Annotated in this window: 13 protein-coding genes; 5 read left to right on the plus strand and 8 right to left on the minus strand. The window is 68.8% G+C overall.

The features are described 5' to 3' along the window. Nucleotides 1-24: 24 nt before the first annotated feature. A complete protein-coding gene (locus ABZ004_RS24555) occupies nucleotides 25-1137 on the minus strand; it encodes an iron-containing alcohol dehydrogenase family protein (RefSeq protein ID WP_355683107.1) in 1113 nt (370 codons plus the stop codon). Then, nucleotides 1125-1862: a phosphocholine cytidylyltransferase family protein gene (locus ABZ004_RS24560; protein WP_355683109.1), complete on the minus strand. Its 738-nt coding sequence runs from the start codon at nucleotides 1860-1862 to the stop codon at nucleotides 1125-1127. Before ABZ004_RS24560 ends, ABZ004_RS24555 begins: the two co-directional genes overlap by 13 nt. 221 nt (nucleotides 1863-2083) lie before the next feature. Here ABZ004_RS24560 and galE point away from each other — a divergent pair, with 221 nt between their 5' ends. Beyond that, a complete protein-coding gene (galE, locus tag ABZ004_RS24565; protein ID WP_355683110.1) occupies nucleotides 2084-3052 on the plus strand; it encodes a UDP-glucose 4-epimerase GalE in 969 nt (322 codons plus the stop codon). Here galE and ABZ004_RS24570 read toward each other — a convergent pair. Continuing rightward, nucleotides 3049-3795 carry a methyltransferase domain-containing protein gene (locus ABZ004_RS24570; RefSeq protein ID WP_355683112.1) on the minus strand — a complete coding sequence of 249 codons (747 nt, stop codon included), beginning with the start codon at nucleotides 3793-3795 and terminating at the stop codon, nucleotides 3049-3051. The genes galE and ABZ004_RS24570 overlap by 4 nt on opposite strands. 134 nt (nucleotides 3796-3929) lie before the next feature. On the opposite strand from ABZ004_RS24570, the gene ABZ004_RS24575 reads away from it, so the two are divergent. Continuing rightward, on the plus strand, nucleotides 3930-4355 hold the full coding sequence (locus tag ABZ004_RS24575) for a cyclic nucleotide-binding domain-containing protein (protein WP_355683114.1): 426 nt from the start codon (nucleotides 3930-3932) through the stop codon (nucleotides 4353-4355). 41 nt (nucleotides 4356-4396) lie between these two features. Next, nucleotides 4397-7540, plus strand: a complete 3144-nt coding sequence (locus ABZ004_RS24580) for an AAA family ATPase (protein WP_355683116.1) — start codon at nucleotides 4397-4399, stop codon at nucleotides 7538-7540. A gap of 8 nt (nucleotides 7541-7548) precedes the next feature. On the opposite strand, the gene ABZ004_RS24585 is transcribed toward ABZ004_RS24580, so the two are convergent. The 5 genes from ABZ004_RS24585 to ABZ004_RS24605 all read right to left on the minus strand — a co-directional run bounded on the left by ABZ004_RS24585 (nucleotide 7549) and on the right by ABZ004_RS24605 (nucleotide 12634). After that, nucleotides 7549-7971 carry an RpiB/LacA/LacB family sugar-phosphate isomerase gene (locus tag ABZ004_RS24585; protein WP_355683117.1) on the minus strand — a complete coding sequence of 141 codons (423 nt, stop codon included), beginning with the start codon at nucleotides 7969-7971 and terminating at the stop codon, nucleotides 7549-7551. 10 nt (nucleotides 7972-7981) lie between these two features. Then, nucleotides 7982-9082 (minus strand): homoserine O-acetyltransferase, encoded by a 1101-nt coding sequence (locus ABZ004_RS24590; RefSeq protein WP_355683241.1) that lies wholly within the window; start codon nucleotides 9080-9082, stop codon nucleotides 7982-7984. A gap of 129 nt (nucleotides 9083-9211) precedes the next feature. Continuing rightward, complete coding sequence (locus ABZ004_RS24595) at nucleotides 9212-10528, minus strand: bifunctional o-acetylhomoserine/o-acetylserine sulfhydrylase (RefSeq protein ID WP_355683118.1); 1317 nt, start codon at nucleotides 10526-10528, stop codon at nucleotides 9212-9214. A 500-nt stretch (nucleotides 10529-11028) separates the two neighbouring features. Further along, a complete protein-coding gene (locus tag ABZ004_RS24600) occupies nucleotides 11029-11808 on the minus strand; it encodes an SDR family oxidoreductase (RefSeq protein WP_355683119.1) in 780 nt (259 codons plus the stop codon). 142 nt (nucleotides 11809-11950) lie between these two features. After that, nucleotides 11951-12634: a TIGR03089 family protein gene (locus tag ABZ004_RS24605; protein WP_355683121.1), complete on the minus strand. Its 684-nt coding sequence runs from the start codon at nucleotides 12632-12634 to the stop codon at nucleotides 11951-11953. Nucleotides 12635-12763: 129 nt separating this feature from the next. Between ABZ004_RS24605 and tatA the strand changes: the two genes are divergently transcribed. Then, entirely contained in the window at nucleotides 12764-13123 is a 360-nt protein-coding gene (gene tatA / locus ABZ004_RS24610; RefSeq protein ID WP_355683123.1) for a twin-arginine translocase TatA/TatE family subunit, read from the plus strand. Beyond that, nucleotides 13120-13920, plus strand: a complete 801-nt coding sequence (locus tag ABZ004_RS24615) for a class I SAM-dependent methyltransferase (protein WP_355683125.1) — start codon at nucleotides 13120-13122, stop codon at nucleotides 13918-13920. The genes tatA and ABZ004_RS24615 overlap by 4 nt, the downstream gene beginning before the upstream one ends. Nucleotides 13921-14206: the final 286 nt, after the last annotated feature.

The following is a 14206-nucleotide window of genomic DNA, read 5'->3' on the forward strand; positions in this document are numbered from 1 at the left end:
CATCCTCACCACTGCCGCAAGGGGTCAGTCGAGCGCGACGCCTTCTGGTGTCACCGAGCCGTCGGACGAGCTGAGCCGGGCGAACACGTGGTCGTTGAACTCTGCGACCCGGGTGGCGATCAGGTCCGGGGTGAGCGCGGACTCCTCCAGGATCGTGATCCGGCCGGGACGCGTCTGCGGGGCGTACTCGACGATCCCGTTGAACTCCTCCAGCGAGAACCCGAGATCGGTCGGACGCACCGGCAACGCATGTCGCGCAAGGCAGTCGACCGTAGCGTGGAAGCGATCCAGATCGGCGCGCAGGAACCACGCGAACGCAGCCCCCAGGCCGACCTGCTCGCCGTGATACCCGCGCCGCGACGGATGCAGCAGGTCGATCGAGTGCGAGATCTCATGGCACGCCCCCGACGACGGCCGCGACGTACCGGCGACCACCATCGAGATCCCCGACAACACCAATCCCTCGGCCAGCGTCGCGAGGAAGTCGTCGTCGGCAACAGTCCCCGGATGATGCAGGACAGCCTGCGCCGAGGTCCGCGCGAGCGACACCGCGAGCCCGTCGATCTCCTCGCCGTGCTGACGATGGGCCGCTTCCCAGTCGGCGATCGCGGACAGGTTCGACAGGATCTCGCCGATCCCGGAGCGCACCGACCGCTCGGGCGCCTGGCCGACCAGGTCGAGATCGACGAGCACGGCGAGCGGCGCCGGTACGCCGTACGAGCCGCGCCCGGCGTCGTTGTCCAAGGTGCTGATCGGCGATGCGATCCCGTCGTGCGCCAGGTTGGTGGCGACCGCGACCATCGGCAGCCCGAGCCGCGCGGCCGCGAACTTCGTCACGTCCAGCACGGTCCCGCCGCCGACCCCGACGATCGCGTCGTAGCGCTTCGTCCGGACCTGCTCGACCAGCTTGATCGCGGCGTTGATGGTGCCGCCCTCGACGGAATACCAGTCGGCGCCGGCCAGGCCGCCCTCGAACGTCTTCTGCACAGTCGGTCCGTACGTCGCACCGACCGCGATCGCGACCCGCCCGGAGGTGGAGATCCGCTGGTCGGCCAGGATCGTGCCCAGCTCGGCGAGAGCACCGCGGCGTACGTCGACGACCAACGGCGCGGTGATCATCCGGGCTAGGAGGGGCATACGATCTCCCGCGCCCGGGCCAGGTCGTCATGGTTGTCGATCTCGACCCACTCGACGGTACCGATCGGCGCCACGTCGATGCGCTGGCCGCGGTTGGCCATCTCCTGGTAGCCGTCCTCGTAGTACAGGTTGGGATCGCGCTCCCAGGTCGTCTTCAGCGCATCCGCGAGGTCTTCCGCGGCCGAGGGCTCGATCAAGGTCAGGCCGATGTATTCGCCGGTGGCGTCCGCGGGCTCCATCAGCTTGGTGATCCGCTCGACACCCTTCTCCTGCGACCAGATCACCTTCATCTCCTCGTCGGCCAGCGACTTCACCGTGTCGAGGGCGAGGATGATCCGCTGGTCGCCACCCTGTGCTGCGAGCAAGGTGTGCTCGACCGAGACGGGGTGGACGGTGTCGCCGTTGGCCAGCACGAACCCCTGCGCGAAGAGGTCACGGGCGCACCACAGCGAGTAGGCGTTGTTCCACTCCTCGGCCTTGTCGTTGTGGACCAGCTCGAGCGTCACGCCGTACCGGCTCTCCATCTCCTTCTGCCGGTCGGCGATGGCCTGCGCGGCGTACCCGACGACGATCGCGACATCGGTCAGCCCGACCTCCGCGAAGTTGGCCAGCGTCAGGTCGAGCACGCTGGTCTCCGCGTCGATGGGCACCAGGGCCTTGGGCAGGGTGTCGGTGTAGGGGCGCAGGCGGCGCCCGGCTCCGGCGGCAAGAACGAGTCCGATCATCCCCGGATGTTAGGGCATGCCTGGCAGTTCCTCGCCTACTGCGCGGCACTCGGCACGGCACCTCGCTGCACGGGAGCGACGGGCACGATGCTCCGCATCGCCACCCGCCCCTCCCGCACACCGAGCTACCGCACCGAGCACCTGCTCGCTACGGCGACGAACTGCCAGGCATGCCCTACTGCCCGGCCGCCGGATTCACCGTGGATGAGAGGATGCCGGGCATGACATGGCTTGTGACTGGTGGTGCCGGGTACATCGGAGCGCATGTGGTGCGCGCGTTCGCCGCGGACGGGATCGACGTCGTGGTGATCGACGACCTGTCCAGCGGGAAGCCGGAGTTCCTGGTGGAGGGTGTCCCGTTCGTCGAGGCGAACCTGCTCGACTCCGCCGCGACCCGACGCGCCCTGGAAGGCGTCAGCGGCGTGGTGCACCTGGCCGGGTACAAGTACGCCGGGGTCTCGGTCGAGAAGCCGATGCACACCTACACCCAGAACGTCACCGCGATGGTCTCGCTGCTGGAGGCGATGGCCGAGGCCGAGGTCCGCAACATCGTCTTCTCCTCCAGCGCGGGCGTCTACGGCACCCCGAAGGACGAGGTCGTCACCGAGCAGACCGCGCCGGACCCGCAGAGCCCGTACGGCGAAACGAAGCTGGTCGGCGAATGGTTGCTCAAGGACCAGGCCAAGGCGGTCGAGCTGAACCACACCGCGCTGCGCTACTTCAACGTGGTCGGCTCCGGCGACCCGAAGGTGTACGACGCGAGCCCGTACAACCTGTTCCCGATCGTCTGCAACCTGCTCACCCAGGGCAAGATCCCGCAGATCTACGGCACCGACCACCCGACCCCGGACGGCACCTCGATCAAGGACTACGTGCACGTCGCCGACCTGGCCCGCGCGCACGTCGCCGCGGCCCGTGCCCTCGACTCGGGGCTGGGTTCAACTTCTGGGCGCCTCGAGCCGGTCTACAACCTGGGCAGCGGCACCGGTACGTCGGTGCGCGAGATCATGGATGCCGCCCGCCGGGTCACCGGCATCGACTTCACCCCGACCGAGGGCCCGCGCCGACCCGGCGACCCGTCCCGCGTCGTCGCCTCCGGGGAACTCGCCGCCCGCGACCTGGAGTGGAAGAACACCCACACCGTGGACGAAATGTTCGCCTCCGCCTGGGACGCCTGGCCCAAAGGCTAGTCCTTCACCGCCTCGAAACAGGCAGCCGGCACGGTGAGCGAGACCTCACCGCGCCGGTTCAGTTCTTGCTCTACCGCGTCGAGCGCTTCCTGACCGGCGATCGCCAGCCATCCGTCGAGGAAGCCGAGGCGGATGAAGTAGTGGCTGAGCAACGCCGTACCGTCGGCGAACCGCATCTTGAAGGTCGTCTGAGCGAGGACGCTTGCGGTGAAGCCTGCCTGCTGCAGGAGGTCGAGCGTTCCGTCGACGGTGGCTCGGTGCGCGACGTGCTCATCCAGTGCTTCGGACGGGCGGACCTCGCGGAACACGGCGTAGAACTCGGCCATGTGCCCGGCCAGGTTCGTGCTGAGCAGCAGGCGACCACCTGGCCGGAGTACGCGATAGCACTCCTGCAGAACCGTCGCCGGGTTGTCGAAGTTGTTGATGCCGAGGTTGGAGACCACCAGGTCGACCGAGTCGCTGGGCAGGTCGAGCTGCGACGCAATCACCAGTTCGACATTGGTGAGCCTGAGGTAGTCGACTTTGCGCTGCAGTACCTGCATCGCCCCGGCCCACGGGTCGACCGCGATCACCCGGGCCGCCGCGCTGCGCTGGGCCAGTTCGACGGTGAGGAAGCCGGTGCCGGCGCCGAGGTCGACGATCGTCTGGCCGCGCTTCAGTGGTACGTGCTCGAGGATCAGCTGCCCGAACGGGGCCGACCACAACGGCAGTTCGTCGTAGTTGTCCGCGACCTGGTCTTCCACGGCCGCGACGATACGGGTCCCAGCCGGCCGGTGGTGGAGAATATCCTGGCTGGGCGGTCCTGGGCGGCTGTATGTTGTGCCCCAGCCACTACAGCTCGTCGACCGACGGGCTCTGATCGAGGGGTGCGATCCGCATGAGTTACGAGTCCCTGCCGCGGTTCCTGGCGAAGATCGACCTCTTCGAAGGGCTGCCGGCCGAAACGCTGAGCGACCTGATCGCCCGCGGCACCACGCTGACGACGCCGGCCGGTGCCTCGGTGGTGCAGCAGGGCAGCGACGACACCGGTCTGCAGGTCGTGCTCGAAGGGTCGGCCGAGGTCACCGTCGACGGCGAGGCCCGGCCCGCGCTGGGCGTGGGGGACTACTTCGGCGAGATCTCCTTGCTGGACGGGCAGCCGCGCTCGGCATCGGTGATCGCCGGTCCGGACGGGCTGACCACCTTCGCGCTGTCGTCGCTGGCGTTCGCGCCGGTGGTGAAGGAGAACCCGGACGTCGCACAGACCTTGCTCAAGGCCCTCTGCGGGCGGATCCGCTCGCTCGAGGCCGCCCACCGGGCCTGAGTATCAGGCCGGAGAGTAGCCCGGGGCAACCAATGGCCTCCGTGACGGAGCGCAAGGTCGTCTCGGTGCTGTTCTGCGACCTGGTCGGTTTCACCGCCGCCTCGGAGTCCGCGGACCCCGAGGACGTGCGGCGCTGGCTGCTGCCGTACCACCAGTTGCTGCGCGACACCGTCGAGCGGTACGGCGGGACGGTGGAGAAGTTCGCCGGGGACGCCATCCTGGCCGTCTTCGGTGCCCCACGATCCCGCGAGGACGATGCCGAGCGGGCCGTCCGGGCCGGGCTGGCGATCCTTTCCGCGCTGGCCGCGACGGGCACGCTCGAGGTCCGGATCGGTATCGACACCGGCGAAGCGCTGGTCGAGCTGGCCGCCAGGCCGGAGCTCGGCGAGCCGTTCGTCACCGGCCTGGTCGTCAATGCCGCCGCCCGGCTGCAGACCTCGGCCCCGGTCGGCACGGTCGTGGTCGGCGCCGGCACCTACGCCGCGACCAGCCGCGTCTTCAGCTACGAAGAGCTGGAACCCGTTGCCGTCAAGGGACTCAGCCACCCGCTCAGCCGCTGGCAGGCAGGGGAGCCCCGGGCCCGCTTCGGCGCGGACGTGATCCGTGACCTCAGTACGCCGCTGGTCGGCCGGCAGCGTGATCTCACCCTGCTGCGGACCGCGTTCGACAAGGCGGTCGCCGAGCGCGCGCCCCAGTTCGTCACCCTGCTGGGCGAACCAGGGATCGGTAAGTCCCGGCTGGTCGCGGAGCTCGGCGCCGAACTGGACCGACGCGACGAGCTGGTGACGTGGCGCGAAGGCCGCTGCCTGCCGTACGGCGAGGGCCCGTTCTGGCCGATCGCGGAGATTTTCAAGGCGCAGGCCGGCATCCTGGACACCGATCAGCCGACCGCAGCCGCCGAGAAGCTGGAGGCCATCCTGCCCGACGGCGCGGACCGGTCCTGGTTGCGCGCACGGGTCCGGCCGCTGGTCGGCGCGGAGACCACCGGCGTGCCGACCGGCTCGGTGACGCAGGAGGAGTCGTTCGCCGCCTGGCGACAACTGCTCGAGGGATTCGCGGAGCACGCCCCGACCGTGATCGTGCTGGAGGACCTGCACTGGGCCAAGGACGCCCTGCTGCATTTCGTCGATCATCTCGTCGACTGGGTCACCGACCTTCCGCTGCTGGTCGTCATCACCGCCCGGCCCGAGCTGCTGGAACGCGGCCCCCGCTGGACCCGTGGACTCCAGAACGCCCTCACGATCGGCCTCTCCCCGTTGTCCGGCAGCGAGACCGACCAGCTGATCACCCGGCTGCTCACCGACGGTGCCGTGCCCCCGGACACCAAGGCCGAGCTGGTCCAGCGCGCCGACGGCAATCCCTTGTACGCCGAGGAGCTCGCGCGGATGGTGAAGGACTCCGGACCAGGGCACGCCACGGCGGACCTGCCGTCGGGGATCAGCTCGATCATCGCCGCCCGTCTGGACACGCTCGAGCCGGATCGCAAGGCACTGCTGGCGAATGCGGCCGTGATCGGCCGGGTGTTCTGGGCCGAGGCCGTCGCCGTCCTGAGTCACCGCGACGCCGCCGACGTAGTACAGGCGTTGCAGGCGTTGGCGCGTAAGGAGCTGGTGCGGCCGGTTCGCCAGTCGTCGATGGCCGGTCAGCACGAGTATGTCTTCTGGCATGCGCTGACCCGTGATGTCGCGTACAACCAGGTGCCGCGGGCTGAGCGGTCGGCCCGCCACATCGCCGCGGCGGACTGGCTGGAAGCGCAGTGCGCGACAAGGCAGGCCGAGGCGACGAACATCATCGCCCATCACCTGGAGACCGCTCTCGAGCTGGCACGGGCCGTCGGCGACGATCGGGTGGTCCAGGAGTTGTCGCCGCGAGCGAGGCGCTACGACCAGCTGGCCGCCGAGCTCGCGATGAACCTCGACACCACCGACGCGCTCCGATTGCTCGACCAGGCGCTCGCCCTTACTCCCGAGGACGATCCGGAGCGTCCGGAGGTGCTGTCCCGCTGGGGCTGGGCCGCCTTCCTCACCGGACGGCTCGACGACGCGCTGGCCGCCTTCCGCGCGGCCGCTGCCGGATTCGAGGCCGCAGGCAACGTTGTCGGGACGGCCCGGGCATTGCGGATGTCGACCTATCCGATGAACAACATGGCCGAGCGGCTGGACACGATCAACCGGGTGGTTGCGATGCTCGAGGACCTCGGGTCGAGCGAGGACCTGGTCGGTGCCCTCGCCGGGCAGGCGAGCATCCTGTCGGTCGCGGGCCGGCGCGACGATGCGTTCGCCGCGGCCAACCGCTCGCTGGCGATGGCGGCCGAGCAGGGGTACGCCGTGCCGTACCGGGCGCTGGAGGCGCTCGGGCTGTCCCGGATCGCCAACGGCGACACCGGCGGACTGGTCGACATCAAGCACGCGCTGGCCGCACTGCAAGAGTTGGGCCAGGCGCGTGACACGGCGGTCACGTGGCTCAACTACGGCTTCGTCGTCTGGCAGATCGAGGGCCCGGTGGCGGCGCTCGACTCGTTGCGGGAGGCTCGCGAGTACGCCTCCCGGCGCCGGCTGGTGGAACTCGAGCAGCAGATCAGCTGCACGGTGCTGGAGCTGATGGTCGAGACCGGCGAGCTGGACGAGGTCGTCAGTAGTTGCCGCGAGCAACTGGATCATCCAGGTCCGGCGTTCATCCTATTACGCCGGATCGAGGTGCTGTCGGCATTGGCCCGGGCCCAGCTGGAGCTCGGTCAGGAAGGCGCTCGAGAGGCGGCCGAGGAGGCGTACCGGCTGGCGATCCTGGTGGGTTGGCCCGACCTCCTCGCGGTCGCCGGCGCACCCGTTGCAACGGTGCGGGCCGCCGCGGGTGAGCGTGAGGGAGTCCGCGAGGTGCTTCAGCGGTTGCTCGGGATCGAGGAGCTGACTGGGAGCCATGAGTTTGCCGCGCGCCTACCGGCGTACGTTCGCGCCGCCCTGGCGGTCGACGAGCCGGGGATCGCCGCGGACCTGACTGCCCGGCTGGTGCCGCTGCTGCCGATGTGGGAGTACTCGGTGAAGACGGCCGAGAGCCTGCTGGCGGAGTATCGCGGCGACCGTACGACGGCCGCGGCCGGCTTCGCCAAGGTCGCGGCGCAGTGGAAGGCCTTCGGCAGCCAGCTGGAGCACACCTACGCACTCGAGGGCTTCGCCCGCCTTCGCTGAGGCTTACCTCAGCGTTCGATGTCTTCGATGTTGGGCAGCTCGTCGGGGTCGGGTTCGGCGACGGCGAGGAAGGCCTGGACGCACTCGACCGCGACGGCCGGGGCGAGGCGTTTGAGGCTGAGGGCGATGATGTTCGCGTCGTTCCAGCGGCGGGCGTTCTCGGCCGTCCAGGCGTCGGCGACGGTGGCCGCCCGGGCACCGGCGACCTTGTTGGCCGCGATCGCCGTACCGGTGCCGGTCCAGCACATCAGGACGCCGAAGTCGACATCGCCGTTCGCCACCTGCTCGGCGACCGCACGCGACATGCTCGGCCAGGTCACCGGCTCGATCACGACCACCTCGTGCGAGAAGCGCAGATGATCGAGGACCGTCCGAACGCACTCGTTGTCGTCATCCGCCGCGAAGGCGATCTTCCAGGCCTGTATCTCCACTCGTCGGAGATTACGCGCCGTCGAGCGTCTCCGCGATCATTGCGCCGACCTGGTCGAGCTCGATCAGGAAGCCGTCGTGGCCGTACGGCGACTTGATCAGGTGCAGCGGTCCCGCATCGGGGTGGGCATCGATGAGTTCGGTGGAGAGCCGTGACGGATAGAGGCGGTCGGAGTCGACGGCTGCGACGACCAGGCGGGCTTGGAGATTCTGGAGCGCGCTGCGGAGACCGCCGCGATCCCGGCCGATGTCGTGCGAATTCATCGCGCGCGTGAGTACGGCGTACGAGCCGGCATCGAAGCGGTGGGTGAGCTTGCTCGCGTGGTGATCGAGGTACGACTCGACGGCGAACCGGCCGTCGCCCTGCGGGGTGCGGCCGAATCTGGTGGCGAATTCGTACTCCGAGCGGTAGGTGACCTGGGCGATCCGCCGCGCGATCCCGAGCCCGGAGGTCGGTGCCCGGCCTGACTCGTAGTAGTCACCGCCTTGCCACGCTGGATCCTCTTCGATCGCGGCCAGCTGCGGCGCGCACCAGGCGATCTGCTCGGCCGTCGCATACCCGGTAGAAGCCAGTACTACGGACGTCGCGACCCGCTCCGGGTAGAGCAACGGCCACTCGAGCGCCCGCATGCCACCCATCGAACCGCCGATCACCGCGGCCCAGCTGCCGATCCCGAGATACGTCGCCAGCGCCGCCTCGGCGGTGACCTGGTCCCGGATGGTGATCGCGGGGAACCTGCTGCCCCAAGGCTTTCCGTCCGGCGCGATCGACGACGGGCCGGTCGAGCCCTGGCAACCACCGAGAACGTTCGCGGCCACGACGTACCAGTCGGTGGGATCGACGTACCGGCCGGTCCCGATCAACCCGTCCCACCAGCCCGGCGTCGGCTGCCCCGGGCCGGCCGGCCCGACCACGTGCGCGTCCCCGGTCAGCGCGTGGCAGATGAGAACGGCGTTGTCCCGAGCAGCATTGAGCCGCCCCCAACTCTCATAAGCAATCACCACTCCCGGCAATGAACTCCCTTGTTCCAAAGGAAGTTCACCAATGTCGGCAAACCGCCTGGTCTGGGCTTGTGGTGGGTCAGGATCGCCCGGCCGGCACCCATCGGCCACCTGACCGGATGAGTGTCCGGCGCCCTGCAGAGCGCCGTCGTCCGGAGCACCGGTGGCCCGCCCCCGGGCGCCGATGCTCCACTCCCTGACGGACGCGGCCGGGCGATCCTGAGTCATTGGTCAGCCGGCTCAGGCCGACTTGGCGGCGGCGAATCCGACCTCGAGATCGGCCAGGATGTCGTCGATGTGCTCGAGCCCGACCGCCAGCCGCACCAGGCCCGGCGTGACGCCGGAGGCGAGCTGGTCCTGCTCGGACAACTGGCTGTGCGTGGTCGAGGCCGGGTGGATCACCAGCGACCGGACGTCGCCGATGTTCGCGACGTGGCTGTGCAACTGCAGGGCATTCACGAACCGCTTGCCGGCATCCACACCGCCCTTGATCTCGAAGGCGACGACGGCACCAGCGCCCCGCGGCGTGTATTTCTGCGCCAGCTCGTAGTACGGGCTCGACGGCAGGCTCGCATACGCGACGCTCTCCACCTCGTCGCGCGACTCCAGCCATTGGGCGACCTTGAGTGCGTTGTCCAGGTGCCGCTCGATCCGGAGCGAGAGCGTCTCCAGGCCCTGTGCGATCAGGAACGCGTTGAACGGAGACAGCGCGGTACCGAGGTCGCGCAGCCACTGCACCCGGGCCTTGAGGATGTAGGCGAGGTTGCCGAGATCCGAACCGACGCCGAGCGCAGTGCCGTAGGTGAGACCGTGGTAGCTCGGGTCCGGCTGGTTGAATCCGGGGAAGCGCTCCGGGTTCGCGGCGTAGTCGAACTTGCCGGAATCCACGATCACCCCGGCGATCGCCGTACCGTGACCGCCCAGGTACTTCGTCGCCGAGTGCACCACCACGTCGGCGCCGTGCTCGAGCGGACGCAGCACGTACGGCGTGGCGACGGTGTTGTCGACGATCAGCGGTACGCCGTACTCGTGGGCGACGCCGGCGATGCCCTCGATGTCGAAGATCTCGCTCTTCGGGTTCGCGATCGTCTCGCCGAAGAAGGCCTTCGTGTTCGGCCGGATCGCGGCCTTCCAGGACTCCAGGTCACTCGGGTCCTCGACGAAGCTCACCTCGATGCCGAGCTTCGGGAACGTGTAGTGGAACAGGTTGTACGTGCCGCCGTACAGGCTCGGGCTGCTGACGATGTGGTCGCCGGCTTCGGCGATGTTCAGCAGTGCGAGCGAGGTCGCGGCCTGGCCGGAGCTCACCAGGAGCGCCGCCGTACCGCCTTCCAGGCTGGCGATCCGCTGTTCGACCGCGTCCTGGGTCGGGTTCTGGATCCGGGTGTAGATGTTGCCGAACTCCTGCAGGCCGAACAGGCTCGCGGCGTGATCGGTGCTGTCGAACGTGTACGACGTGGTCTGGTAGATCGGCAGCGCGCGAGCGTTCGTGGTCGGATCGGAGGTCTGGCCGGCATGGATCTGGCGGGTCTCGAAGGACCAGCTGGGTTCGGTCATCGCACGGTGTCCTGTTCTCGGGGTACGGATCCCTTAATGAACAAAAACTATAAACTAACTAGACATTCACCCTTCGTAACCGTCCACATACTGGTCGCACTCCTCATAACCTCCTACGGGAGCCGAAGCGGGCCCCGGCGACGCCGCCCAGCGAACCTTCAGCGCCAGGCGAAGGCCGTCCGGGTGGCGTGGGCGGGGCGGCGGATGGGCTTACCTCCTCGTGGCCTGCTTCCCCCATTGGTAGAGCAGTGGGGGAAGCAGGCGAGGCGGAGGTAAGCCCATTCATCGCAGACCGGCAGCCGTCGCCGGGGCTGGGGGTGAGTTGGGGAGGGGCGACTAAGCGCTGACGCGGTGTTCGGCCGATGCCGCGTAATAAGCCCGCTAGCGGACGAAAACTCCGCTAGCGGGCGAAACCCGCCAACGCCAACTGGCGCAGCTCCGCCGGTTGATGCAACTCCGCCAGCGGTGCCGGGAGGCGGGGGTCGGCCGGAGTAGGCGGCCTAGTGGTCGTTGCTGAAGGGGCCGGTGGGGGTGAGGTTGAGGGGAGCGGGGCCGGTGAGGACGCCGCCTTCTACCGGGAGGGTGTGGCCGGTGATCCAGGCGGCGTCGTCGGAGCCGAGGAAGGCGACCGCGGCGGCGATGTCCTCGGATTCGCCGACGCGCTGCAGCGGGTACAGCTTGCTCAGCCTCTCCAGCGCGTCCGGCTGGTTGTCCCAGTTCGGCGTCCGGATGGTGCCGGGGGCAACGACGTTGAAGCGGACGCCGCTGCTGCCGTAGCGAGCGGCGAAGTTCTGTGTCATGGCGATCTGGCCGGCCTTCGCCGCGGAGTACTCGATGTTCCCGAAGGCGGCGAGGCCGTTCACCGAGCTGATCGTGACGACGTTCCCGCGTGTCTTGACGAGCTCCGGCAAGACCGCCTGGATGCATTGCGCTGCTCCGACCAGGGTGAGGTCGAGCTGACGGTGCCATTCCTCGACCGTGGTCTCCTCCGGTAGCGAGGTGACGATGCAAGCGCCTGCGTTGTTCACCAGCAGGTCCAGCCGTCCGAACCGCTCGACCCCGGCCGCGACCGCCGCATCGATGTCGGCGCGCGAGGTGACATCGACCCGTACGGCGATCGCCCGTTCGCCGATCTCGGCGGCGACCGCGGCGCTCTTGTCCTCCTGCAGATCGGTGACGATCACCGAACCACCCTCACTCGCGATCCTGCGCGCAACGGCAGCGCCGATCCCCTGCGCCCCCGCCGTCACCAGCGCAACCCGCCCCTCGAACCGCTGCATCAACTCTCCTCGCTTCCCTGACCCGTCGTCACAACCTGCAGTCCTTACTCCCGCCCCAAATCAGGCGTCTTCCCGCACCCGCTCGCCCATCTCGCTCTCACCTCGAACTTCTGCGAGCATCCGGTCAACCTCCGCGACCGGGTCAGGCGTGTTCCAGTACTCGGTCGATTTTTTCGTCGGTGATTCGGCGGTCCAGCTTCGACTCGTCCAGGTTGCGGCAGAGGACGATCGAGCCACCGCCCGCGATCACCCCGACCAGGGTGCCGATACCGTCCGGCGTCACCAGGCTCGCCGTGGTCAGCACCCGCTCGGTGATCGGCGTCGCCGCCGCGATCAGGTCCGCGTGCGAGCTTCCGTCGTACGCCGGGAAGCCGGCCGCCGGCGGCTCGAAGGGGACGAACACGTCGGGATGGTTGTAGACCTCGGCGCCGTAGTCGTGCACGCCGGCCGGGATCGCCTCCCGGAACCGCCCGCCGAGCGGAAGCAATGCCGACGCGATCGTCTCCCGCGTCCCGCGGATCCCGAAGTCCGGCCCGGTGATCGCTACCTCGCCCTCACCGCTGGTCAGGCTCGCACCGGCCGACCAGGTGGACAGTGCCCAGACCACGCCGAGCCAGTGCGGCGGCAGCCCGATCGCCACCGTCTCGCCCGCCTCGAGGTCGTACTCGTCCACCAGCAGATTCGCCGTCTTCGCCACCCAGTTCGCGGTGGTGAGCGCGCTCAGCTCGATCCGCTCGCCGGACGCGTCGTCGTAGTAGGTGAGGAAAGGACTCGCACCGTCGCGGCGCACCGCGGCGGCGAACAGTTCGGGAAGCGTTCCAGCCATGCCCGCAACCCTATGTCCTGCCCGGTCGCGCCTGCCCAGCTTCATCCACAGGCGTCCCCCCGACCTCGCCTGCGCAGCTTTATCCACAGGCGTACCGTGGTTGCGGGTTCTTGAGAAAGAAGGACGTTCATGTCTGCTCTGCTGGCGCTGCCCGAAGGCGGCGAGTGGATCGTCATCCTGGTGATCGTGGTGCTGGTGTTCGGCGCGAACAAGCTGCCGGAGCTGACCCGCAACGCGGCCCGCGCGCTGAACGAGTTCAAGAAGGTCACCGCCAAGGACGCCCCCGACGAGACGCCCCCCGAGGTGACCCCCGCAAACGCCGCCCCCGCAAACGCCGCTCCCGCAAACGCCGCTCCCGCAAACGCCGCTCCCGCGAGCGCCGCTCCCGCGAGCGCCGCCACCGCGGATGCCGGTACGGCGGGCGCCCGTACGCCGGAAGTCGTGGCCGATGAGCCGGCGAAACCCCAACAGGACAGCCCTCCTGCATGACCGATCAGGAACTGATGCGCCAGAACCAGCTCGCCTGGGACCTGCGCACACCGGTCCACCTCGGCTCGAAGCACTACGACCTGGCGGCCTTCAAAGCCGGCCGGAGCACCCTGCGTCCCTTCGAGCAGGAGGAACTAGGTGACGTACGCGGCAAATCGCTGCTGCACCTGATGTGCCACATCGGCGTCGACACCCTTTCCTGGGCAAGGCTCGGCGCCAAGGCGACCGGCATCGACTTCTCCGCCGAGTCCGTCGCGGCCGCCCGAGCATTGGCCAAGGAGCTCGCCCTCGACGCGCGCTTCATCGAGTCGAACCTGTACGACGTACCGCAGAAGCTCGATGAGCAATTCGATCTGGTCGTCACCACGTACGGCGTACTGTGCTGGCTGCCCGATCTGACCGCATGGGCCGAGGTCATCGCCCAGATGCTCAAGCCCGGTGGGACCTTCACGGTCGTCGACTTCCACCCGACCCTCTCGCTCTTCGACGACGTCGACGGCAAACTCACGCTGGCGAGATCCGCATTCCGCTCCGGCGCCGCAGCGCGCAAAGTTGAACGCACCTACACCGACGACCTCGAGGTCCCCGAACATCACCAACACACCTGGTTCCACCCCGTCGGCGAGATCATCACCGCACTGGCAACCGCCGGCCTCCACATCGAACGAGTCCGCGAACTCCCACTAGACCTCCGCCAACGCACCCCCAGCATGACCCCCACGGACGAGGGCTTCTGGCAACTACCCGGCAACCCCATCCCCCTCCTCCTAGCCATCACCGCCACCCACCCCACCTAACAACCGAAGAGGCAGCTCACCTCCCCGTCCCGGGCCTCACCCCCTGCAATAGCAGGAGGTGAACCCTCCGACGAGGAGCGAACCCCACGGAGGGGGGCGGACCCCGCGACGAAGGGTGGTCCGTGCGTTTGGGGAGGCGGATCGCGCGGCATGAGGTGCTTCACCTCTCGTCCCGGGCTTCGCCCCCTGCTATAGCAGGAGGTGAACCCTCCGACGAGGAGCGAACCCCACGGAGGGGGGCGGACCCCGCGACGAAGGGTGGTCCGTGCGTTTGGGGAGGCGGATC

Origin of the sequence: Kribbella sp. NPDC006257, assembly GCF_040613535.1 — a bacterium.
In the GTDB taxonomy this organism is placed as follows: Bacteria; Actinomycetota; Actinomycetes; order Propionibacteriales; family Kribbellaceae; genus Kribbella.

Coding starts and splice junctions, on each gene's coding strand:
- ABZ004_RS24555 (WP_355683107.1), bottom strand. CDS start 1,137: ATGCCCCTCCTAGCCCGGATGATCACCGCGCCGTTGGTCGTCGACGTA.
- ABZ004_RS24605 (WP_355683121.1), bottom strand. CDS start 12,634: ATGGCTGGAACGCTTCCCGAACTGTTCGCCGCCGCGGTGCGCCGCGAC.
- ABZ004_RS24560 (WP_355683109.1), bottom strand. CDS start 1,862: ATGATCGGACTCGTTCTTGCCGCCGGAGCCGGGCGCCGCCTGCGCCCC.
- ABZ004_RS24600 (WP_355683119.1), bottom strand. CDS start 11,808: ATGCAGCGGTTCGAGGGGCGGGTTGCGCTGGTGACGGCGGGGGCGCAG.
- ABZ004_RS24595 (WP_355683118.1), bottom strand. CDS start 10,528: ATGACCGAACCCAGCTGGTCCTTCGAGACCCGCCAGATCCATGCCGGC.
- galE (WP_355683110.1), top strand. CDS start 2,084: ATGACATGGCTTGTGACTGGTGGTGCCGGGTACATCGGAGCGCATGTG.
- tatA (WP_355683123.1), top strand. CDS start 12,764: ATGTCTGCTCTGCTGGCGCTGCCCGAAGGCGGCGAGTGGATCGTCATC.
- ABZ004_RS24575 (WP_355683114.1), top strand. CDS start 3,930: ATGAGTTACGAGTCCCTGCCGCGGTTCCTGGCGAAGATCGACCTCTTC.
- ABZ004_RS24615 (WP_355683125.1), top strand. CDS start 13,120: ATGACCGATCAGGAACTGATGCGCCAGAACCAGCTCGCCTGGGACCTG.